The following is a 22,715-nucleotide window of genomic DNA, read 5'->3' on the forward strand; positions in this document are numbered from 1 at the left end:
GGTCCTGCGGGGAGCGGTTGGTGCAGATTATAGTGGCGTAACCAGTTGTGTCGCGATTAAAGCGGCTAGGGCATTTTCCTGGGTACCGAAGCGCTTGAGCAGGAGCGCTTGCTTCTCGGGGCTGAGGCGCTCCCAGAGGTCGATCATTTTCTCGGCGGTGCCGATCAGCACGCTGGCCTGGGTGTCGCTGAAAGTGTCAGTCACGCTTGAATCCGGAATAGGGGGGGTGGAGCAATTGTGTCAGACGGTGTGAAAAACTGAATGCTTTTCGCACCGTCTGATTGTGCGCCGTCAGTCTTCGCTGTCGGCCTGCAGGCTTTCAGAAGCCTCGTCCAGTGCGGGGTTTTCGCCACTGGTGTGTTGCGGGGTTGGCTGCTCGGTTTCGTGCAGGCTTGGGAAGGGGAGGTTTGGGATCTCGTGCATCGTCGCGCTCCTCGTAAGGTGTGTTTTAAGTAGCTTGCTAAGGATACAGGAGGGAGTGTGACAATTTGTCTTTTTATTGCGTCTGGGGGCATTTGTAGCGAACTTTTCATGTGATGGCGCAAAACGCCTGTAGCCGCTGTCGAGCGCAGCGAGGCTGCGATCGGCAGCGCAGCAGTCGTAAACCGGGCAAGCCGATTATTCAGACACACCGCGGCTACCGGATTCACGACCGCTTCGCGCTCGAACGCAGCCTCGCTGCGCTCGTCAGCGGCTACAGTTTTAGTGCGTACACACCTGCGCTATGGCCTTGGCCAGCAGGTTCAGGCGCGTGCCGTCGACCCCGGCCATATTGGCGCGCCCCGAGCCGACCATGTATACGCTGTGTTTCTCGCGCAATAAGCGGACTTGCTCTTGGGTCAGGCCGGTGTACGAAAACATCCCGCGTTGCTCATTGATATGGGCAAAGTGTTCCGCCAGACCGAACGGCGTCAACGCTTCTACCAGACCGCTGCGCAATTGCGCGATACGGTTGCGCATGGCTTCTACTTCGTCGGCCCACAGGGTTTTCAGCTGGGCATCGCCGAGGATGGTCGCCACCACCGCTGCGCCGTGATCCGGCGGGTTGGACCACAGGTTGCGCGCAATATAGGCCAGCTGGCTGCGGATGTCGGTCAGCTTTTCAGCGTCATTGGCACACACAATCAATGCACCGACCCGTTCGCGATACAGGCCGAAGTTCTTCGAGCACGAGCTGGTGATCAGCACTTCCGGCAGTTCACGGGTGAACAGTCGGGTCGACCAGGCGTCTTCCTGCAGTCCGTCGCCAAAACCCTGGTAGGCAAAGTCGATCAATGGCAGCAGTTCGCGACGGCGTACCACGTCCAGCACCTGCAGCCAGTCCGCCTGGGACAGGTCAAAGCCGGTCGGGTTGTGGCAGCAGGCGTGCAGCAGCACCACATCACCCTTGGGGGCGTGCTCCAGCGCTTCGAGCATGGCCGCTACATTGAGCTTGTTGTCGCTGCCCACATAGGGGTAGTGACTGATCTTCAACCCGGCGGCGGCAAAGATGGTTTCGTGGATCGGCCAGGTTGGATCGCTCAGCCAGATGCCACGGCCCGGCAAGCATTGCGCGATAAAATCGGCGCTCAGGCGCAAGGCCCCGGTACCGCCCGGGGTCTGGGTCGCTGCAGCACGCTTGCTGGCCAGCAGGGGTGAGTCTTCGCCCAGCACCAGTTCGCTGATCAGTTGTCCGAATCGGCTGTCACCATGACCGCCAATATAGGTTTTGGTCTGTTGCTGATCGACCAGGCGCTGCTCGGCCAACTTTACCGAATGCAGGATCGGCGTCAGGCCATTGGCGTCTTTATAGACGCCCACGCCCAGGTCGAACTTGTCCGGATTGGTATCCTGCTGATAGGCGTCCATCAAACCGAGAATCGGGTCGCCCGGTACCCGACCAATATCGGCAAAGTGCATTACTTGCGACCTTCGGCAGTTTTGGCGACTTCATCAGTGCGCGCGGCCATGATGAAGTCGTTGCGGTGCAGGCCCTTGATCGAGTGGCTCCACCAGGTCACGGTGACCGAGCCCCATTCGGTCAGCAGGCCCGGGTGATGGCCTTCGGCTTCGGCGATTTCACCCACGGCATTGGTAAACGCCAGGGCGAATTTGAAGTTCTTGAACAGAAAGACCTTTTCCAGCTGCATGATGCCGTCGCGAACTTCGATGTTCCAGTCCGGGATCTGTTTGATCAGGATCGGCAGTTCTTCGTCGCTGACCTGTGGGGCATCGGCGCGGCAGGCTTCGCAGTGGGCTTGGTTCAGTGCGTTCATGGTGGATTCCTGAAATCAGTTTTTATAGATGACTAAAAAAGGGTTAAGCCGCTTTCGGCTTGGGCGTGAACTTCGGCGCGTGCAGGCCCATTGTCATGCCTTTTTCGACCATACCCATGATGTCTTCATGGGCCAGGTCAAACAGTCGCTTCAAGTCCGGCAGGACAAAATACAGCGGCTGCAAAATATCGATGCGATACGGCGTACGCATGGCTTCCAGCGGATCGAAAGCCTGATGTTCCGGTTCTGAAGACAGGCTGTAAACCGTTTCTTTGGGCGACGACAGAATCCCGCCACCGTAAATGCGTTTGCCTTCCGGCGTGTCGACCAGGCCGAACTCGATGGTCATCCAGTACAGACGTGCCAGATACACCCGTTGTTCTTTGCTCGCCTGCAGGCCCAGCTTGCCGTAGGTGTGGGTGAATTCGGCGAACCACGGGTTGGTCAGCAGCGGGCAGTGGCCGAAGATTTCGTGAAAAATATCCGGCTCTTGCAGGTAATCAAGTTCTTCGGGGGTGCGAATAAAGGTGGCCACCGGAAACTGCTTGTTGGCCAGCAACTCGAAGAAGGTCTGGAAGGGGATCAGTGCGGGTACCCGGGCAACTTGCCAGCCCGTGGTAGCGCCCAGTACCTGATTGATCTCGTCGAGTTGCGGGATGCGGTCGTGGGGCAGGCCCAGCTTTTCGATGCCTTGCATGTACTTGGGGCAGGCGCGGCCTTCCAGCAGTTTCAGCTGACGGGTAATCAGCGTGTTCCACACCCCGTGCTCGGCAGGTGTGTAGTCGATAAAGCCATTGGCATCAGGCTCACGGGCGACGTATTTCGTTTGCTTCATGGGGCTCTCCGCAAGGAAATCGTTTTTATTGTTCGGTGTTGTTGCGATGCCTTAGTGATACCCCAAGTGATTGTGCTGTGCAGCTAGCCTAAAGCCGGTAATGCTGGGATGATGGCGCTTATTCGTAAAGTATTCGTTACGACGTGAGAGGCGGGCTGTCATTCTTGAGTGCGCGACAGCACAACTGTCACAAAATCGTGACGATGAAATGCCTTTGTGGACAAAAACACTTCACCTGTGGGAGCGGGCTTGCTCGCGATTGTCTCGCCGCGGTGTATCAGACAAATCGCACCGCCTGCATCGCGAGCAAGCCCGCTCCCACATTTGATCTTCACTCTTTGCCATTTCCGAGCAATCCCCATGCGTATCAAAGTCCACTGCCAAAACCGGATTGGCATCCTTCGCGACATCCTCAACCTGCTGGTGGCCTACGGCATCAACGTTAAGCGCGGCGAGGTGGGGGGGGATCAGGGCAATGCGATTTATCTGTACTGCCCCAATCTGATTAACCTGCAGTTCCAGGCCTTGCGTCCGAAATTTGAAACCATTGCCGGGGTGTTTGGTGTCAAGCGCGTAGGCCTGATGCCCAGCGAGCGCCGGCATATGGAGCTTAACGCCTTGCTAGGGGCGTTGGAGTTTCCGGTGCTGTCCATCGATATGGGCGGTTGCATCGTCGCGGCCAACCGTGCCGCCGCGCAGTTGCTCGGGGTGCGGGTGGATGAGGTGCCAGGCATTTCCCTGTCCCGTTATGCCGAAGACTTTGACCTGCCCGAGCTGGTGCGGGCCAACAAGTCGCGCATCAATGGCCTGCGGGTCAAGATCAAGGGTTTGGTCTACCTGGCGGATATCGCCCCGCTGCAACTCGAGCACGATGAAAGCGAGGCGATGGCCGGAGCCGTGCTGACCCTGCACCGCGCCGACCGTGTGGGCGAGCAGATCTACAATGTGCGCAAGCAGGAGCTGCGCGGTTTCGACAGTATTTTCCAAAGCTCGAAAGTCATGGCCGCTGTGGTGCGCGAAGCCCGGCGCATGGCACCGCTGGATGCGCCGCTATTAATAGAAGGTGAAACCGGCACCGGCAAGGAGCTGCTGGCCCGGGCCTGCCATCTGGCCAGCCCTCGTGGCCAGTCGCCATTGATGGCGCTGAACTGCGCAGGCCTGCCAGAATCGATGGCTGAAACCGAGTTGTTCGGCTACGGCCCCGGTGCGTTTGAAGGGGCGCGGGCGGAAGGAAAGCTGGGCCTGCTGGAACTGACTGCTGGCGGTACGCTGTTTCTTGATGGTGTGGGTGAAATGAGCCCGCGCTTGCAGGTCAAATTGCTGCGCTTCTTGCAGGATGGTTGCTTTCGCCGGGTCGGCAGTGATGAAGAGGTTTATCTCGATGTGCGGGTGATGTGCGCCACCCAGGTCGACCTGTCCGAGCTGTGCGCCCGTGGCGAGTTTCGCCAGGACCTGTATCACCGGCTCAACGTGCTGTCGTTGCATATTCCGCCGCTGCGCGATTGCCTGGACGGGCTGGAGCCGCTGGTGGAGCATTTCCTCGATCAGGCCAGCCGCCAGATTGGTTGTTCGCTGCCGCGCCTGGCGCCGGCGGCGATGGACCGGTTGCGCCACTACCACTGGCCGGGCAACGTGCGCCAGTTGGAGAACGTGCTGTTTCAGGCGGTTTCGCTGTGTGATGGCGGGGTGGTCAAAGCTGAGCATATTCGTTTGCCGGATTACGGCGTGCGTCAGCCCCTGGGCGAGTTCTCGCTGGAAGGCGGGCTGGAGCAGATTGTCGGGCGGTTCGAAAAGGCAGTATTGGAACAGCTGTATTCGGAGCATCCAAGTAGCCGATTGCTGGGCAAGCGATTGGGGGTGTCCCATACCACCATCGCCAACAAACTGCGCGAGCACGACATTATCAAGCCGGGCAAGGACGCTTAAGCCTGTAAGTGCTGATCTGTGGGAGCGGGCTTGCTCGCGATGATATCGCTGCGGTGTGCCAGACATATCGCGCCGCCAGAATCGCGAGCAAGCCCGCTCCCACAAGATTGACGTGACTCGCCAGGCCACCCCTTGCCGCAACCGGCAGAACCCCGCCGTCTCCTCGCACCTAATCTTGCCCCCATCCCTGCGCAAACCCTCGCCGCAGCGCGTCAAAATAAAGTTGGTGCGCAAATTGCAATGACCTCTTCAGTACAGCGGTGGGCGGCAAGCGTCCGTCAGACAGAGGAAAGACTGTGGACAAGTACCTATATGTGGCAATGACCGGCGCCAGTCAGAACGCACTGGCGCAAAAGGCCCATGCCAACAATCTGGCGAACATCTCGACCAACGGTTTTCAGCGTGACCTGGAACAGGCCCGCTCGATGCCGGTGTTCGGTGACAGCTTTCCGGCGCGTGCCTTTGCCCTGACCGAGCGCCCGGCTACCGACTTCACCCCCGGTGCGCTGGTGGAGACCGGTCGTGACCTCGATGTGGCCGTGTCCGGTGACGGCTGGCTGGCGGTACAGGCCCCCGACGGCAGTGAGGCCTATGTGCGCACCGCCAGCATGAACGTGGATGCCCTGGGCATCCTGCGTGCCGGCAACGGCATGCCGATCATGGGCAATGGCGGACCGATCGCGGTGCCGCCCCAGCAGCAGATCGAAGTCGGCCAGGACGGCACCATCAGCATCCGCGCCCAGGGCGAAGGCCCGCGGGTGATGGCGCAAGTGGACCGGATCAAGCTGGTCCAGCCGGACTTGAAAACCATGAGCAAGGGCCTCGACGGCCTGATCCACACCAATGACGGCCAGCCGGCCCCGGCCGATGCCAATGTGCGGGTGACCTCGGGTTTTCTGGAGGCGAGCAACGTCAATGCCGTGGATGAAATGACCTCGGTGCTGGCTCTGTCCAAGCAGTTCGAGCTGCATATCAAAATGATGAACACCGCCAAAGAAGACGACCAGGCCATGACTCGCGTCCTGTCCATCAGCTAATTACTTGAACGCGGCGCCGAAAAACCGGCGCGCGAGGAGAGCTCCATGCTTCCGGCACTGTGGGTTGCAAAAACGGGTTTGGCTGCACAAGACACCAACCTGACCACCATTTCCAACAACCTGGCCAACGTCTCGACCACCGGCTTCAAACGTGATCGCGCCGAGTTCCAGGACTTGCTCTACCAGATCAAACGCCAGCCGGGTGCTCAGTCCACCCAGGACAGCGAACTGCCATCGGGCCTGCAAGTGGGTACCGGGGTACGTATTGTCGGCACGCAAAAGAATTTCACTGCCGGTAGCCTGCAAACCACCGAGCAGCCGCTGGATATGGCCATCAACGGCCGCGGTTTTTTCCAGATCATGCAGCCCGACGGAACAACGGCCTACACCCGTGACGGTACTTTCCACCTGGACTCCAACGGCCAGATCGTCACCGCCAGCGGCTTTGCCCTGGAACCGGCGATTGTGGTGCCGGCCGATGCCCAGACCTTCACCGTCGGCCAGGACGGCACCGTATCGGTGACCATTTCCGGCAACCCGGCGGCGCAAGTGATCGGCAACGTGCAGACCGCCGACTTTATCAACCCGGCCGGCTTGCAGTCCCAGGGCGGCAACCTGTTCCTGGAAACCGCCTCCAGCGGTGCGCCGCAAATCGGCACCCCGGGCCTGAACGGCTTTGGCCTGACCATGCAAAGCATGCTCGAGACCTCGAACGTCAGCACCGTGGAAGAAATGGTCAATATGATCACCACCCAGCGCGCCTACGAGATGAACTCCAAAGTGATCTCGACCGCTGACCAGATGTTGTCGTTCGTCACGCAAAACCTGTAATTACGTGAAATAGCGGGAGAGCTCATGAAGCGCTTGTTTTCTGTTCTGGCACTGGGCGCCATCACCTTGCTGGCCGGCTGCGTCAGCCCGCCACCGCGGGCCAACGACCCGTACTACGCACCTGTGCTGCCGCGTACGCCGCTGCCGGCTGCCGCCAACAACGGCTCGATTTACCAGGCCGGTTTCGAGCAGAACCTGTACAGCGACCGCAAGGCGTACCGCATCGGCGACATCATTACCATTACCCTTAATGAGAAGACCCAGGCGAGTAAAAACGCCAACTCGGCGATCGGTAAAAACAGCAACACCAGCATCGGCCTGACCTCGTTGTTCGGCAGCGGCCTGACCACCAACAACCCGCTGGGCGGGGGTGACCTGAGCCTCAATGCCGGTTACAGCGGCAGCCGTGCCACCAAGGGCGACAGCAAGGCCGGGCAGGGCAACAGCCTGACCGGCTCGATCACCGTGACCGTGGCCGACGTGCTGCCCAACGGCATCATCGCCGTGCGCGGTGAAAAGTGGATGACCCTTAACACCGGCGACGAGCTGGTACGCATTGCCGGCCTGGTACGGGCCGATGACATTGCCACTGACAACACTGTGTCTTCGACCCGTGTGGCCGATGCGCGCATCACCTACTCGGGCACCGGTTCTTTTGCCGATGCGAGCCAGCCGGGCTGGTTTGACCGTTTCTTCCTTAGCCCGCTGTTTCCCTTTTAGTGATGAAGCTCACCATGCCCAACCTCAAGCATCTGCTGGCAGCCGTGTTGCTGTTGTCGACCTCCCTGGGCGCCCACGCCGAGCGGTTGAAAGACATCGCCAGCATTTCCGGCGTGCGTTCCAACCAATTGATTGGTTATGGCCTGGTGGTGGGCTTGAATGGTACGGGTGACCAGACCACACAAACCCCGTTTACCCTGCAGACGTTCAATAACATGCTGTCGCAGTTTGGCATCAAGGTGCCGCCGGGTTCGGGCAATGTGCAGCTGAAAAACGTTGCGGCGGTGTCCATCAGCGCCGATTTGCCGGCATTCGCCAAGCCGGGGCAGGTGATCGATATCACCGTTTCCTCCATCGGCAACTCCAAAAGCCTGCGCGGCGGTACGCTGCTGCTGACACCGCTTAAAGGCATTGATGGCAATGTGTATGCGGTGGCCCAGGGCAATCTGGTGGTCGGCGGTTTCGATGCCGAAGGCCGCGACGGCTCGAAAATCACCGTCAACGTGCCGTCGGCCGGGCGTATTCCGGGTGGTGCATCGGTTGAGCGGGCTGTACCCAGCGGTTTCAACCAGGGCAACAGCCTGACCCTGAACCTCAACCGCTCGGACTTCACCACCGCCAAGCGTATCGTCGACAAGATCAATGACCTGCTCGGCCCAGGTGTGGCGCAGGCCATCGATGGCGGCTCGGTGCGGGTTACGGCGCCGCTGGACCCGAGCCAGCGGGTCGACTATCTGTCGATCCTGGAAAACCTCGAAGTCGATCCGGGGCAGGCGGTGGCCAAGGTCATCATCAACTCGCGCACCGGCACCATCGTGATTGGCCAGAACGTCAAGGTTTCGCCCGCCGCAGTGACCCACGGTAGCCTGACCGTGACCATCACCGAAGACCCGATTGTCAGCCAGCCCGGCCCGCTGTCCAACGGCGAGACCGCCGTGGTGCCGCGTTCGCGACTGAATGCCCAGCAGGAAGCCAAGCCGATGTTCAAGTTCGGCCCGGGCACCACCCTCGACGAAATCGTGCGGGCGGTAAACCAGGTCGGCGCAGCGCCAGGGGACTTGATGGCGATTCTCGAAGCGCTGAAACAGGCCGGCGCGCTGCAAGCCGACCTGATCGTGATCTGAGGCCGACGTCATGGATATGCGTAAGAGTGGCGTAGTCAGTGGCAGCGATTCCGGGGCGTTCACCGACCTGAATCGGCTGAACAATCTGAAAGTCGGCGACCGCGAAAGCGACGGCAATATGCGCAAAGTTGCCCAGGAATTCGAGTCGCTGTTCCTCAACGAGATGCTCAAGTCGATGCGCTCGGCCAACGAAGTGCTGGGCAAGGACAACCCGCTCAACACCCCGGCGGCCAAGCAGTATCAGGAAATGTACGACCAGCAATTGTCCGTGACCCTGTCCCGGCAGGGCGGTGGTATCGGCCTGGCCGATGTGTTGATGCGCCAGATGTCGAAAAACAAAGCTGCGGTGCCGGGGGAGGCTGCGGCGACCACGGCGCTGACTGCCGAAGCCAAAGCCCCGGCCGCCACCACCGTCGACAGCCCTTTTGTGCGCTCCAGTGGTCAGCGTCCATTGTGGGCTTCGCGGGTCGCCATTACGCCGCAGGCAGCTGGCGGCGGCCATCAGAATGACATGGCCCTGCTCAATCAGCGCCGTCTGGCGTTGCCGAGCAAGCTTACTGACCGCTTGCTGGCCGGGATCGTGCCATCGGCCGATCCGGCGCGTTCCACGCTCAATACCGCCGCCGTGCCGGGGCGCACTTCGCCGGGGCTGGATGCCGTGCTCAAGGGCAGCCGCCAGCCGATGCTCAGTGCCAGTGGCGTGCAAGGGCGCATGCAGGTTTACGGTCGTGCCGTGGCGCAGCCGCCGCTGGCCCCGGCCAAACAGGCCTTCGAGTCGCCGGATGCGTTTGTCGCCACCATGTTGCCGATGGCGCAACAGGCCGCCGACCGCATCGGCGTCGACCCGCTGTACCTGGTGGCGCAAGCCGCACTGGAAACCGGCTGGGGCAAGTCGGTGATGCGCCAGCAAGATGGCAGCAGCAGTCACAACCTGTTCGGCATCAAGGCCACCGGCAGTTGGCAGGGCGCCCAGGCGCGGGCCATCACCAGCGAGTTCAGGGGCGGGCAGATGGTCAAGGAGACAGCGGAATTCCGTTCCTACGATTCCTATCAGGACAGCTTCCATGATCTGGTGACGCTGTTGCAGAGCAACAATCGTTATAAAGAAGTGCTCAATGCGGCCGATAAACCGGAGCAGTTTGTACGCGAATTGCAGAAGGCCGGTTATGCGACCGACCCTGAGTACGCGAGCAAGATTTCGCAGATAGCCAAGCAAATGAAAACCTACCAGAGCTACGCCTCGACGGGTTCTCTCACGAATTTATAAGGTTTGAACCATGGCGAGTTTGATCAACATCGGGATGTCGGGGCTCAACGCCAGTCAGGGCGCATTGGCGACAGTCGGCAACAACATTGCCAACGCCAATACCTCGGGCTATTCGCGTCAGCAGATCGTCCAGGGCAGCGCCGCGTCGCAACAGGTGGGCGGGGTGTTTATCGGCACCGGCACCACCCTGGCCGACGTGCGCCGCGTGTACAACTCCTACCTCGACGCCCAGTTGCAAACCACCACCTCGCTCAATGGCGATGCCCAGGCTTATCTCGACCAGATCGGCACGGTCGACAAACTGCTGTCGGATAAAAACACGGGCGTATCGGCAGCCCTGAGCAGCTTTTTCAGCTCATTGCAAACTGCCGCCGCGGCGCCCGGTGATGTGTCCGCGCGGCAGTTGTTGCTGACCAGTGCGCAAACCCTGAGCAACCGCTTCAACTCGATTTCGACCCAGCTCAACCAGCAGAACGAAGGCATCAACAGCCAGCTGGACACCCTGACTTCGATGGTCAACCAGCACACGGCCACCATTGCTTCGCTGAACAAGCAGATCGCCCAGGCCACCACGGCTGGCAATACGCCGAACAACCTGCTGGATGCGCGTAACGAAGCCGTGCGCAGCCTCAACGAGCTGGTCGGGGTGACGGTTCAGGAGCACGACAACGTCTACGACATTACCCTGGGTACCGGCCAATCGCTGGTGCAGGGCAGCACCTCGAACACGATTTCGGCGGTGCCGGGCAAGGTCGATAAAAGCCAATACAGCATCCAGGTCAACTTCCAGCAATCGAGTTCGGATGTGACCTCGGTGATCAGTGGCGGCAAGATCGGCGGCCTGCTGCGTTACCGCGACGATGTGCTGGCCCCGGCGATGAACGATTTGGGCCGTACAGCCATTGTGGTCGCCGATGCGATCAACCAGCAGCTGGGCCAGGGCCTGGATGCCAATGGCGAGTTCGGCTCGTCGTTGTTCAACAGCATCAACAGTGCCACGGCCATCAGCCAGCGCAGCCAGGCGGCGACCGGAAATATTGGCGCAGGCAACTTCAATGTCAGCATCGCTGACAGCGGCGCGCTGACCGCCTACGACTATCAGGTCACGTTCACCAGCGCCACCGAGTACTCGGTCAAGCGCTCCGACGGCACCGATATGGGGGCGTTCGCTACCACGGACACCCCGGCCAAGGTCATTGACGGTTTCACCCTGGATCTCAAGGGCGGCCCGATGACCGCTGGCGACGCGTTCAAGGTCAGCCCCACCCGCAGTGGTGCAGGCAATATCGGCGTGCAAATGAGCGATGCCAATAAATTGGCATTTGCCGGGCCGCTGGTGGCTGGCCCGGGCAGCTCCAATACCGGTACGGGTGCAGTGGGTAGCCTCAATCTGTCGTCAGCGCTGGATATCTACGGCGGCGTCAATCTGGGCAAAGCGCAAAGCGATATTGAAGGCGCCATGCCGGTGCGCATTGCCTTTGACGAAGCCAGCGCGGATGGCACCCAGAGCTACCGGGTACTGAACGAGGCCGGCAAGGAAATCGGCAAGGGCAGCATCGTGCCGGGCCAGGACAACAAGGTCACGATCAGCGTCCCCGTCACCAACGCTGATGGCACCACCACAAACGTGGGGTTCGACACGGTGATCAGCGGTTCGCCGGGCAAGGGCGACAGCTTCGATATCAAGTTCAACAAGGACGGCAAGGCCGACAACCGCAACGCGAACGAACTGCTGGGCCTGCAAACCAAGGCCACAGTGGGCGTAGGCAAGGACGGCACTGGCGGCGTCAGCATGGCTACTTCCTACAGTCAGTTGGTGTCCAAGGTGGGCGGTAAAGCCAGCCAGGCGGCGGTCGACGGCACCGCCAATGGCGCGGCTTTGGCCTACGCCAAAGAGGTGCGCAACTCGGTGTCCCAGGTCAACCTGGACGAAGAAGCTTCCAACCTGGTCAAGTTCCAGCAGTACTACACCGCCTCGTCGCAGATCATCAAAGCGGCGCAAGCAACCTTCAGCACGCTGATCAACAGTCTTTAAGGGAGCCCGCGACGATGCGTATTTCAACTTCGCAGTTTTTTGAATCGACCAGTGCCACCTACCAGAATAACTTCTCGTCGGTGATCAAAACCCAGGGCCAGATCGACTCCGGCGTGCGCATCCAGACCGCCGCCGATGACCCGGTCGGTGCGGCGCGCCTGCTGCAATTGCAGCAGCAAAAAGACATGCTGGGCCAGTACAGCACCAATATGAACAGCATCAAGGCATCGTTGGGTGCCCAGGAAGCGGTGCTCGACAGCATCAACAACTCATTGCAAAAGGCCAGTGAGCTGGCCCTGGGTGCAGGCAGCGGTAAAAGTGATGCCGATCGCCTGGCCATTGCCAACGAACTGGGCAGTATTGAAGAGCAGGTGTTCAGCCTGCTCAACAGCAAGGACGCCGCGGGCAACTACATGTTCTCGGGTTCAAAAACCGACACCCCGCCTTACACCCGCAACAATGATGGCACCTACAGCTATCAGGGCGACGACACCCAACTCAACCTGAAGGTTTCCGACACCCTGACCCTGGCCAGCAGCGACACGGCCAGAAGCATCATGGAAGGCGCGACCAATACCGGCCGTACCCAGGCGACTTTTGTGCCTGGCGTGGATGCCAATGGCGAGCCGACCGTCAATGACGGCAAGCTCTCGGTGTCTGCCGGTCTGGTTACTTCAAGCGCGGTGTTCAACAAGAGTTTCGCCGAAGGTCAGCCGTACAAACTGACGTTTATCAGCAGCACCCAGTTCAAACTGACTAAAAGCCCGGATGACGAGGACATTACCTCGCAAATTCCGGGAAATGGCGTATTCGACCCGACCAAGGAAGGCTCGCAGAGCATCAGCCTGCATGGCGTATCCTTTGATATCACCCCCAACCTCAAGGACGTTCCTGCCGCTGAGCGGGATGCGTTGGTGGCGGGGCGCAGCTTTACGCTTGAGGCCAAGGCGGACTCGTTCAACGCTTCGCGCACACCGGGCAACAGCTCGACTGCACAGCTCACCGAGTCGACAGTGACCGATGCCGGCGTCTACGGCGACAGTTTCCCGAGCAATGGCGCGGTGATTAAATTCACCAGTGCCACCGAGTACGAAGTTTATGCCCAACCGTTGACCGCCGACAGCAAATCGATTGCCAAGGGCGATGTTGCCAGCGGCGCGCTGGGGGTCGATTTCAAGTTTTCTGGCACCCCTGAAGCGGGCGACCAGTTTGTCGTCAACCGCAATAACCACCAGAGCCAGAACGCGCTGGACACCATCAGCCAGTTGCGCAAGGCGCTGGAAATCCCAAGCGACAAAGACCCGCTGGCCCAGCAAACGCAAAAGGACGCGATCAACTCCGCGATCGGCAACCTGAAAAACGCCAGTGCCGGCGTCGACAGCGCCCGCGGCTCGATTGGTGCGCGGCTCAAGGCGGTGGATATTCAGGCGGATGAAAATATCAGCCTGGGCCTGGCCAACGACTCCACCACGGCGGCGATCGGCAACACCGACATGGCGGGGGCGTCCATCGAACTGGCGTTCCAGAAAGCCATGCTCGAAGCCTCGCAACTGGCATTCGTGAAAATCTCCCAGCTGAGTCTGTTTAACCAGCTGTGATACTGACTTTGTAGCCGCTGAGGAGCGAAGCGAGGCTGCGATCGGCTGCGAAGCGGCCGCAAAACCATCCGGCTCGGTGTTTCAGAAACCCGGTGATGGCCGATTTTGCGAGGACTGCGTCCTCGATCGCAGCCTCGCTTCGCTCCTCAGCGGCTACAGATCAGTCCTCGTCTTTCTTGAAACCTTTTGTATAAAACCGCACAAAATAGCGTGACCTATGAGTCATAACGGGCATCTTCACTGTATCGTATGAAACGTACGGGCGGGTGCCGGGCCTTTTTCAGGCTGTTTTGTTTATTTTTATGCACCCATATTCGCCGCATTCCTGCGCGAAAAAGCCCCTTTATTGTCAGCGCCCCTCGATTATGCGAGCGGGTGATCTCCAGCTATTTAGTATTGGGAAGCCACAATGATTGGCATTAAAAGCATCGCCAGTTACGTGCCAGCAAGCGGTGTAGACAACTACGCGCAAGGCGCGAAGTTCTCCAAAGACGAAGAATTCATTCTGGGCAAGATCGGTTCGGCCTTTCTGCCGCGCAAAGACGCCGACCAGGAAACCTCGGATCTGTGTGTCGAAGCGGTCAACGCGCTGTTCGCCAACAACCCGCAACTCAAGCGCGAATCCATCGACGCGCTGATCGTCGTCACCCAGAACGGCGACGCCGAAGGCCTGCCGCACACGGCGGCCATCGTCCAGGACAAGCTCGGCCTGCCGACCCATGTTGCCGCCTTTGATATCTCCCTGGGGTGCTCGGGTTATGTCTACGGCATCTACGCGATGAAAGGCTTTATGGAAGCCACGGGTCTGAAAAACGGCCTGCTGATCACCGCAGACCCCTATTCGAAAATCGTCGACCCGGAAGACCGCAACACCACCATGCTCTTTGGTGACGCGGCCACCGCCACCTGGATGGGCGAAGACGCTCCCTGGCAGCTGGGCAAGGCCAAGTTCGGCACTGACGGCTCGGGTGCGCCCCATCTGAAAGTCAGTGATGGCGTGTTCTTTATGAACGGCCGTCAGGTCTTCAACTTTGCCCTGCTTAAAGTGCCTGCGCACTTGAACGAGCTGCTGGAAGAGTCGGAGCTGACCTCCAAGGACATCGACGCGTTCTGCATCCACCAGGGCAGTGCGGCCATCGTTGATGCCGTGGCCCGCCGTTTTGAAGGCGAGCCGGAGAAATTTATCAAGGATATGGTCGAGACCGGCAACACCGTGTCGTCGAGCATTCCGCTGCTGCTGGAAAAGCACGTGATGAACGCCACCTGGAAGCGCGTTGCACTGAGCGGTTTTGGCGTGGGCCTGTCGTGGGGCTCGGCGATTATCTATAGGAAATAAGCGGCAAGCGGCAAGTTTTTTAGCTGCAAGATGAAGCGCCCATGGCCTGCAAGCCATGGGCGTTTTTGCTTTTTATCTTGTGGCTTGAAGCTTGCAACTGGAAGCTTTGCCCCTTCCACAACCTCCTGAAATACAGGGGAATTGTGTTGGGGCAGCAAAAAAAATCAAAATAACCCTCAAGCAACCGACATTCACGACGATAACCATTACGAAGGTTCTCTAGGCCACACCCGGCGGTTGCCAGGGCCGGAAGCCGCAGTATTCATCCAATGAGGATTTCGTCATGGCTTTATCAGTAAACACTAACGTCACGTCCCTGACCGTTCAGAAAAACCTGAACAAAGCCGGTGATGCGCTTAGCACCTCGATGACCCGTTTGTCTTCCGGCCTGAAAATCAACAGCGCCAAAGACGACGCGGCTGGCCTGCAAATGGCCAACCGTCTGACTTCGCAGACCAAAGGCATGACCGTAGCGATCGCCAACGCCAACAACGGCAACTCGATCGCTCAGACCGCTGAAGGCGCGATGCAGGAATCGACCAATATTCTGCAACGTTTGCGTGAGCTGGCTCTGCAGTCCGCGAACGGTGACAAAAGCGACGCTGACCGTGCGTCACTGCAACAAGAATTCACAGCAAAAACCGGTGAACTGACCCGTATTGCTCAAACCACCACCTACGGTGGTCGTAACATCCTGGACGGTTCGTTCACTAACCAGTCTTTCCAGGTCGGCGCTGATGCCAACCAGACCATTTCGTTCGGCATGAGCGATATCAGTGCTACTGCTTTGAAGGGTTCTTACAGCGAAGCAAGCGCTAACAGCACCGCTTTGACGGGTTTGAGTGCGTCGACTACCGGTACGGCGTTGGGCGTACAGGTTACAGGTACTGCTGCTACTGCCACTACTGCTACAGATAAGATCAAGATTAATGATGTAGAGATTTCATTTGGAGTTGCCACAGCCGGTGAAGCCGCGGGTACTGCTGCAGCGAAAGCTATCAACGAGCAAAGTGCTAAAACCGGCGTCACTGCTACTTCGGATGCGACTGGAAAGCTGACTTTGTCGTCGAAGGGCGATATTAAGCTTGGTGTATCAAAGGATGCGGCTGTTCCTCCTGCAGCTCCTACTGATAACACTGGCTTGACAAACCTTGGCTTAACAGCTGCAACTACTTCTCCTAAAGACCTAGCGCTTACATCAAAAATAGGTGGGGCCGGTGGCATCACTGTTAATGGCAAAGATGTAGCGTGGGACGCTGATGCAAAGGTGTCAGAAATTTTGACTAAGTTGACGGGTGCAGCCGGTACTGGCTCCACAGCAGCTTTTAAAGATGGGCGCATATCTTTAACTACCAGCGACGGTAAGGACATCAAACTTGCAAACACCGTAGGCGGCTCGTTGGGTCAGTTGGGTCTGTCGGCAGGCTCTTCTCAAGCCAAATTGACCGCTGATACTTCGATTGAACTGAACGGCGTTGAAGTCAAGTTCAAGAAGGGCGATAGCGCAGATGTAATCGTTTCATCGATCAACAGCGCCAGTACTGGCGTAACGGCCAGCAAAAATGATGACGGCACGCTGAAGCTGTTCTCTGACAAAGACATCACTGTCAAGGATGGCGCTGCAGGTTCGGGCCTAAAAGCACTGGGTCTGAAAGCTGTTTCTGATGCTGGCACTGCGAAAGCAACCACTGTTGAAACCAGCGTTGCCAGCCTGAGTGTTCTGACCGCCGCTGATTCGCAGCGTACCGTTCAGGCGCTGGCTGATGCGATTCAGCAGATCGACACCCAGCGTTCGGCTTTGGGTGCTGTACAAAACCGTTTCGACAGCACTGTGGCCAACCTGCAAAGCATCTCCGAGAACTCCACCGCTGCACTGGGTCGTGTTCAGGACACTGACTTCGCTTCTGAAGCGGCTCAGCTGACCAAGCAACAAACCCTGCAACAGGCGTCCACTGCGATCCTGTCTCAGGCGAACCAGCTGCCTTCCGCTGTGATGAAACTGCTTCAGTAATTTCAGCGCTCGGTTGATAACGGAAGGGCGCGTTTACGCGCCCTTTTGTTTTTTTCAGAGGTGAGGTGATGACATGGACATGAGCATCAAACTGAATGCCGCCTACCCAGCCGCCGTCGGGCCGTCCAGCCCAGCGCCCGCACCGGTTGCAACTCCCAAGGCTGACGCAGATGACATCGCGCTGCCCGGCAAGCCAACTGGGCGTGTCGAGCTGGAGAAAGCAGTCAGTGATTTGCGTGACTTTGCGCAGTCTAACCAGCGCCAGCTGGATTTTTCGATTGATGACACCACCGGCATCATGGTGGTCAAAGTCATCGCCACGCACAGCGGTGAAGTGATTCGCCAGTTGCCTTCAGAAGTCGCTCTAAAGCTCGCGCAAAATCTGGCAGACCCTAATAGCCTGCTTTTTAACGCAAGCGCTTGAAGGTGGCATGAAATGTGAAGCTATCCGTGGCTTCGGCATTCTTTGTCAATAAAGTGTTCGCCAGCCAAGCGGCAGCCACCGGATAAGGAGAATAAAGATGGCCAGTTCAACCATTACAGGTGTGGGTTCGGGGTTCGATACGGTCGGTATCGTAAAAGCCTTGGTCGATGCTGAAAAAGCACCCAAGCAAGCCCAGATCACCAAGCAGCAAACCGTCACCACGACCCAATTGTCAGCGGTGGGCACCGTGAAAGCCTCACTTGAGACTTACCGCACAGCCATTGCCAAGCTCAACAGTGTCTCCAGTTTCAACGGGTTGGCGGCGACGTCATCCGATGAAAAAATTTCCAAGGTCACCCTCGGCGACAAAGCCGCCAGCGGTACCTATGCGCTGAAAGTCACACAACTGGCTACGGCGCCAAAAATCACCAGCAAGGTGTTTGAAGGCAGCTCGGCCGTTGTTAACGCCAGCGAAAAAGATCAAACCCTGACCCTCTCGCAGTCGGATAGCAGCTACGACGTGAAGATCCCGGCGGGCGCGACCATGCAGCAGACCCGCGATGCAATCAACACGCAGCTGCAATCCAAGGGCTTTAGCGCCAACGTCCTGACGGACGCCAACGGCTCGCGTCTGGTGATCAGTTCGCAGACCACCGGCAAAGGGTCCGACATCACCATCAGCGGTGACTCAGAGCTGGCTACGGGCTATGACGCCGGTAAACCGCCAGTCAATGCTGAATACACCATCGATAACATTGCCATGGAGTCGACGAGCAACAAGGTGACGTCGGCCATCAGCGGCGTGAGCCTTGAGTTGCTGGACACCAAGGAGTCCACGATTACCGTGGCGTCCAACACCACGACCCTGAAAACCTCGGTGCAGTCGTTTGTCAGTGCCTACAACGCGCTGATGACCAGTATCAACACGCAAACCAAAGTGACCGCCACCGGCGATGCGGCGACCACCACCACCGGCGCCCTGACCGGTGACTCGTCGATGCGTCAGTTGGTCAACGGTATTCGCAGCGAGCTGCTGCAAAATACCAGCGGCTCTTCCATCGGCAACCTGGCGCAAATGGGCATCAGCACAGACCAGAAAACCGGGTTGTTGACCCTCGACGACACCAAGTGGAACACCGCCGTAGCGCTGCCTAACGGTGCGACCGAGATTGCCAAGGTGTTTGCCGGTGACACCGGTTTGATCTCGCGCATGACCAAAGCCACCGACAGCTATGTGGGGACGGCCGGGCTGCTGACAACCCGTGCGGCTGACTTGAATACCAAACTGACGGATCTGACGACTCAGCAGGGCGATCTGGATCGCCGAATGGACTCGCTAAAGACATCCCTGACCGCCAAATATACGGCGATGGACGGCCTGATTGCGAAGATCAACGCCAGCAGCTCAAGCATCATGACCACGCTTAATTCATTGAATAACCCTAAGTCGTCCAGCTGATTTTTCAGAGTGTGTGGCGCGGCTTCATGGCTAAAGTTTTCAGCGCCACAGTCGACATAAGGGTTAAGTCCCAGACAATTTGTTACGAGGTAAGAACATGAACCCGATGCGCGCCCTTCGTCAGTATCAGAAGGTTAATTCCCACGCTCAAATCTCCGAAGCCAGCCCCCACCGTCTGATTCAGATGCTGATGGAGGGTGGTCTGGACCGTATGGCCCAGGCCAAGGGCGCGATGAGCCGTGGTGATATCCCGCAGAAGGCCATGTTGATCACCAAGGCCATCGATATCATCACCGGCCTGCGTCAGGGCCTGGATGAAGAAAAGACCGACGACAAGGCCGCGCTGGAGCAGCTGGACAGCCTGTACGAGTACATGGCCGTGCGCCTGACCCAGGCCAATGCCAAGAACGACCCGGAAATCATCGATGAAGTGGCGCGCCTGCTGATCACTGTAAAAAGTGGTTGGGATGCCATTGCCCCGCAATAAGCCAGAGGAGTGCGTCATGAGCCAACTGCAACGTATTCAGGAAACCCGCGAAGCGCTGATTGATGCCCTGGCCGAGCGCAACTGGGATGCCATCGGCGAGCTGGACTCGGCCTGCCGCGTGTGTGTCGAGAATGTGCTGGACGAAGCACCCCTGGATGAGGCGGTGTTGCGCGAAAATCTGGAGGGGTTGTTGGTGGTGTATCGCATGTTGCTGGAGGCCGCGACCGATGAGCGTCAGGCGGTGGTTGAGCAGATGGGGCAGATCAACCAAGCAAAAAATGCGTCAAAGGTTTACCATCTATTCGGTTAAGGCCTAAAGAATATGTGGTTAATTACGTTTTAAACCGCCATAAATTTGACTCGGCACAGTTTTTTGACTTAACTAGCACGTTATTCTGTATTCAGTCGTCTTAGATATCCAACAGGGTTAGGACGTCTACATATGTCCTGCCATCCGGGGCATTGAGTTGACTAGGGAAGTTGCTATTGCATGTGGCGTGAAACCAAAATTCTGCTGATCGATGACGATAGCGTCCGCCGCCGTGATCTGGCGGTGATCCTGAATTTTCTTGGCGAAGAAAATTTGACCAGCCCTAGTCACGAGTGGGAGCAGGCTGTCAGCGCCTTGCCGTCCAGTCGTGAAGTGCTCTGCGTGCTTGTGGGCACCGTGAGCACTGCGGGTGGCCTATCAGGACTGCTTAAGACACTGGCCGCGTGGGATGAGTTCCTGCCGATCATGCTTTTAGGTGAAGTTTCTGCCCTCGACTTGCCTGAAGACCAGCGCCGCCGGGTGTTGTCCAGCCTCGAAATGCCCCCCAGCTACAGCAAGCTGCTTGATTCCCTGCACCGTGCCCAGGTCTATCGCGAGATGTACGACCAGGCCCGCGAGCGCGGTCGTCATCGTGAGCCCAATCTGTTTCGCAGCCTGGTCGGTACCAGCCGGGCGATCCAGCATGTGCGCCAGATGATGCAGCAAGTGGCCGATACCGATGCCAGCGTGCTGATCCTCGGCGAGTCCGGCACCGGCAAGGAAGTGGTTGCGCGCAATCTGCATTACCACTCCAAGCGTCGCGACGCGCCGTTTGTGCCGGTCAACTGCGGGGCGATTCCTGCCGAGCTTTTGGAAAGCGAGCTGTTTGGTCATGAGAAGGGCGCCTTCACCGGGGCCATCACCAGCCGCGCCGGGCGTTTTGAGCTGGCCAATGGCGGTACACTGTTCCTCGACGAAATCGGCGATATGCCGCTGCCGATGCAGGTCAAGCTGCTGCGTGTATTGCAGGAGCGGACCTTTGAACGTGTGGGCAGCAACAAGACCCAGTGCGCCGATGTGCGGATCATTGCCGCGACCCACAAAAACCTCGAAAGCATGATTGAAGTCGGCGCCTTCCGCGAAGACTTGTACTACCGCCTCAACGTGTTCCCGATTGAAATGGCGCCGCTGCGTGAGCGGGTCGAAGATATTCCGTTGCTGATGAACGAGCTGATTTCGCGCATGGAGCACGAAAAGCGCGGTTCGATCCGCTTCAATTCTGCCGCCATCATGTCGTTGTGCCGTCATGCATGGCCGGGCAACGTTCGCGAACTGGCCAACCTGGTGGAGCGCATGGCGATCATGCATCCGTACGGGGTGATTGGCGTCGTTGAGCTGCCGAAAAAATTCCGCTATGTGGACGACGAAGACGGGCAGATGGTCGACAGCCTGCGCAGCGATATGGAAGAGCGCGTGGCCATCAATAATGCCACAACGGACTTTGTGGCCAGCGCCAATGCGATGCTGCCGCCGGAAGGTCTTGACCTCAAGGACTACCTTGGCGGGCTGGAGCAGGGTTTGATCCAGCAGGCACTGGATGACGCCAACGGCATCGTTGCGCGGGCGGCAGAGCGTCTGCGGATTCGTCGTACCACCCTGGTGGAAAAAATGCGCAAGTACGGCATGAGCCGTCGCGAAGGTGAAGAGCAGGCAGATGATTGACGCGTGTCTCTCTCTTTTGTAGCCGCTGACGAGGAACGAAGGCTGCGACCGGCTGCGGAGCAGTCGCCAAACCTGCCCGCGAGGTCAACCTGACACACCCGTGATCCGGTCTTACGCCTGCTTCGCAGGCGGTCGCAGCCTCGCTTCGCTCCTCAGCGGCTACAGTCGTTGGGCGTCCATTGGATGTATCCCGATAATTCACTCCTATCAGGCACGGGTATTGCTTCGCTTGGTCTAACGGACCGTTTTATGACGGTCAGCCAAGCGAGTACGCCCCATGCCTCAAGCCGCCGTTCAGTTGTCTTCGGCCCCCGATCCCTACACTCTGCTTGAGGCCCGCGTCTCGGAGCTGACCGGCGAGCTGGCAGTGGTCAGTGCGCAGCGCATGGCCGAGCTTGCAGAGAAAGAGCGGCTGGCCAATCGCCTGCAACACCTGCTTGATCTGCTGCCCGGCGGGGTCATAGTGATTGATGACCGCGGCCGCGTACGCGAGGCCAACCCCGCAGCCTGCGAGTTGTTGGGCCTGCCGCTGGAAGGCGAATTGTGGCGTCATGTGATCGCCCGCTGCTTTGCACCACGGGAAGACGACGGCCATGAAGTGTCCCTCAAGGACGGTCGGCGCCTGTCGATTGCCACCCGTTCGCTGGACGCCGAGCCCGGGCAACTGGTACTGCTCAATGACCTGACAGAAACCCGGCGCCTGCAAGACCAGCTCGCCCGCCATGAACGCCTGTCGTCTCTGGGGCGAATGGTCGCTTCCCTGGCCCACCAGATTCGTACACCGCTGTCGGCCGCGCTGATCTACGCCAGTCATCTGACCGAGCAAGAGCTGCCGATGGAAACCCAGCAGCGCTTCGCCGGGCGCCTCAAGGAGCGCCTGCACGAGCTGGAGCATCAGGTGCGCGACATGCTGGTGTTTGCTCGTGGCGAGCTGCCACTTGCCGACCGGGTCACCCCCAAGGTGTTGATGCAAGCCCTGCAGGCCGCCGCGCAAACCCATGTCCAGGGCGTGGCAATCCGCTGGCAGTGCGATGCCTACACGGGCCAGTTGCTGTGCAATCGCGACACCCTGGTCGGTGCGCTGCTTAACCTGATCGAAAACGCCCTGCAGGCCGGCACGCCGCAGGTGCGACTCAAGGTGCATCTGTATCGCCGCGATAACAGCCTCAGGTTGTGTGTCAGCGACAACGGCAGTGGCATTGAGCCGCAAGTGCTGGCGCGCCTGGGCGAGCCGTTTTTTACCACCAAGGCCACCGGTACCGGTCTGGGCCTGGCGGTGGTCAATGCCGTGGTGCGTGCGCACCAGGGGCAATTGCAATTACGTTCGCGGCGGGGCCGTGGCACCTGTGCCTTGCTCAGCTTGCCGCTGATTCCCGTTGTCGCGGAGGCAAGCTGATG

At 58.9% G+C, this 22,715-nt stretch carries 21 protein-coding genes; 16 read left to right on the forward strand and 5 right to left on the reverse strand.

Features of this window, described 5'->3' with window-relative positions; genetic code table 11:
• Positions 1-27: 27 nt before the first annotated feature.
• The 5 genes from HBN79_RS07530 to phhA form a co-directional block, all read right to left on the reverse strand.
• Complete coding sequence (locus HBN79_RS07530; RefSeq protein WP_095002633.1) at positions 28-204, reverse strand: hypothetical protein; 177 nt, start codon at positions 202-204, stop codon at positions 28-30.
• Between the two features lie 87 nt (positions 205-291).
• On the reverse strand, positions 292-423 hold the full coding sequence (locus HBN79_RS23930) for a hypothetical protein (RefSeq protein ID WP_016781597.1): 132 nt from the start codon (positions 421-423) through the stop codon (positions 292-294).
• A 279-nt stretch (positions 424-702) separates the two neighbouring features.
• Positions 703-1,899: an amino acid aminotransferase gene (locus tag HBN79_RS07535; protein ID WP_169916492.1), complete on the reverse strand. Its 1,197-nt coding sequence runs from the start codon at positions 1,897-1,899 to the stop codon at positions 703-705.
• On the reverse strand, positions 1,899-2,255 hold the full coding sequence (locus HBN79_RS07540) for a 4a-hydroxytetrahydrobiopterin dehydratase (RefSeq protein WP_016781595.1): 357 nt from the start codon (positions 2,253-2,255) through the stop codon (positions 1,899-1,901). The genes HBN79_RS07535 and HBN79_RS07540 overlap by 1 nt, the downstream gene beginning before the upstream one ends.
• 43 nt (positions 2,256-2,298) lie before the next feature.
• Positions 2,299-3,090: a phenylalanine 4-monooxygenase gene (phhA, locus tag HBN79_RS07545; protein ID WP_169916493.1), complete on the reverse strand. Its 792-nt coding sequence runs from the start codon at positions 3,088-3,090 to the stop codon at positions 2,299-2,301.
• Positions 3,091-3,450: 360 nt separating this feature from the next.
• On the opposite strand from phhA, the gene HBN79_RS07550 reads away from it, so the two are divergent.
• The 16 genes from HBN79_RS07550 (at position 3,451) to HBN79_RS07625 (ending at position 22,713) form a co-directional block, all read left to right on the forward strand.
• The gene (locus HBN79_RS07550) at positions 3,451-5,016 is read left to right on the forward strand and encodes a sigma-54-dependent transcriptional regulator (RefSeq protein WP_169916494.1); all 1,566 of its coding nucleotides are present in this window, start codon (positions 3,451-3,453) and stop codon (positions 5,014-5,016) included.
• 296 nt (positions 5,017-5,312) lie between these two features.
• Entirely contained in the window at positions 5,313-6,053 is a 741-nt protein-coding gene (locus HBN79_RS07555; RefSeq protein WP_169916495.1) for a flagellar basal body rod protein FlgF, read from the forward strand.
• Positions 6,054-6,098: 45 nt separating this feature from the next.
• A complete protein-coding gene (gene flgG, locus HBN79_RS07560; RefSeq protein ID WP_095028755.1) occupies positions 6,099-6,884 on the forward strand; it encodes a flagellar basal-body rod protein FlgG in 786 nt (261 codons plus the stop codon).
• 24 nt (positions 6,885-6,908) lie between these two features.
• The gene (gene flgH, locus HBN79_RS07565) at positions 6,909-7,604 is read left to right on the forward strand and encodes a flagellar basal body L-ring protein FlgH (RefSeq protein ID WP_095002627.1); all 696 of its coding nucleotides are present in this window, start codon (positions 6,909-6,911) and stop codon (positions 7,602-7,604) included.
• 14 nt (positions 7,605-7,618) lie between these two features.
• Positions 7,619-8,728 carry a flagellar basal body P-ring protein FlgI gene (locus HBN79_RS07570; protein ID WP_095002626.1) on the forward strand — a complete coding sequence of 370 codons (1,110 nt, stop codon included), beginning with the start codon at positions 7,619-7,621 and terminating at the stop codon, positions 8,726-8,728.
• A 10-nt stretch (positions 8,729-8,738) separates the two neighbouring features.
• On the forward strand, positions 8,739-9,995 hold the full coding sequence (flgJ, locus tag HBN79_RS07575; RefSeq protein WP_095021116.1) for a flagellar assembly peptidoglycan hydrolase FlgJ: 1,257 nt from the start codon (positions 8,739-8,741) through the stop codon (positions 9,993-9,995).
• A 10-nt stretch (positions 9,996-10,005) separates the two neighbouring features.
• Entirely contained in the window at positions 10,006-12,030 is a 2,025-nt protein-coding gene (gene flgK / locus HBN79_RS07580; RefSeq protein WP_095021115.1) for a flagellar hook-associated protein FlgK, read from the forward strand.
• A gap of 14 nt (positions 12,031-12,044) precedes the next feature.
• On the forward strand, positions 12,045-13,628 hold the full coding sequence (locus HBN79_RS07585; protein WP_169916496.1) for a flagellar hook-associated protein 3: 1,584 nt from the start codon (positions 12,045-12,047) through the stop codon (positions 13,626-13,628).
• Between the two features lie 409 nt (positions 13,629-14,037).
• A complete protein-coding gene (locus HBN79_RS07590) occupies positions 14,038-14,964 on the forward strand; it encodes a ketoacyl-ACP synthase III (RefSeq protein ID WP_169916497.1) in 927 nt (308 codons plus the stop codon).
• Positions 14,965-15,247: 283 nt separating this feature from the next.
• Positions 15,248-16,975: a flagellin gene (locus tag HBN79_RS07595; RefSeq protein WP_169916498.1), complete on the forward strand. Its 1,728-nt coding sequence runs from the start codon at positions 15,248-15,250 to the stop codon at positions 16,973-16,975.
• A gap of 73 nt (positions 16,976-17,048) precedes the next feature.
• The gene (locus HBN79_RS07600; RefSeq protein WP_169916499.1) at positions 17,049-17,399 is read left to right on the forward strand and encodes a flagellar protein FlaG; all 351 of its coding nucleotides are present in this window, start codon (positions 17,049-17,051) and stop codon (positions 17,397-17,399) included.
• A 97-nt stretch (positions 17,400-17,496) separates the two neighbouring features.
• Positions 17,497-18,858: a flagellar filament capping protein FliD gene (fliD, locus tag HBN79_RS07605; protein WP_169916500.1), complete on the forward strand. Its 1,362-nt coding sequence runs from the start codon at positions 17,497-17,499 to the stop codon at positions 18,856-18,858.
• 97 nt (positions 18,859-18,955) lie between these two features.
• Positions 18,956-19,345 carry a flagellar export chaperone FliS gene (gene fliS, locus HBN79_RS07610; protein WP_095037449.1) on the forward strand — a complete coding sequence of 130 codons (390 nt, stop codon included), beginning with the start codon at positions 18,956-18,958 and terminating at the stop codon, positions 19,343-19,345.
• Positions 19,346-19,361: 16 nt separating this feature from the next.
• A complete protein-coding gene (locus HBN79_RS07615) occupies positions 19,362-19,655 on the forward strand; it encodes a flagellar protein FliT (protein WP_095002618.1) in 294 nt (97 codons plus the stop codon).
• Between the two features lie 180 nt (positions 19,656-19,835).
• Complete coding sequence (locus HBN79_RS07620) at positions 19,836-21,317, forward strand: sigma-54 dependent transcriptional regulator (RefSeq protein WP_169916501.1); 1,482 nt, start codon at positions 19,836-19,838, stop codon at positions 21,315-21,317.
• A 277-nt stretch (positions 21,318-21,594) separates the two neighbouring features.
• Positions 21,595-22,713 carry an ATP-binding protein gene (locus tag HBN79_RS07625; RefSeq protein WP_169916502.1) on the forward strand — a complete coding sequence of 373 codons (1,119 nt, stop codon included), beginning with the start codon at positions 21,595-21,597 and terminating at the stop codon, positions 22,711-22,713.
• Positions 22,714-22,715: the final 2 nt, after the last annotated feature.

Origin of the sequence: Pseudomonas sp. WS 5051, from assembly GCF_012985715.1 — a bacterium.
GTDB classification, from domain to species: domain Bacteria; phylum Pseudomonadota; class Gammaproteobacteria; order Pseudomonadales; family Pseudomonadaceae; genus Aquipseudomonas; species Aquipseudomonas bubulae.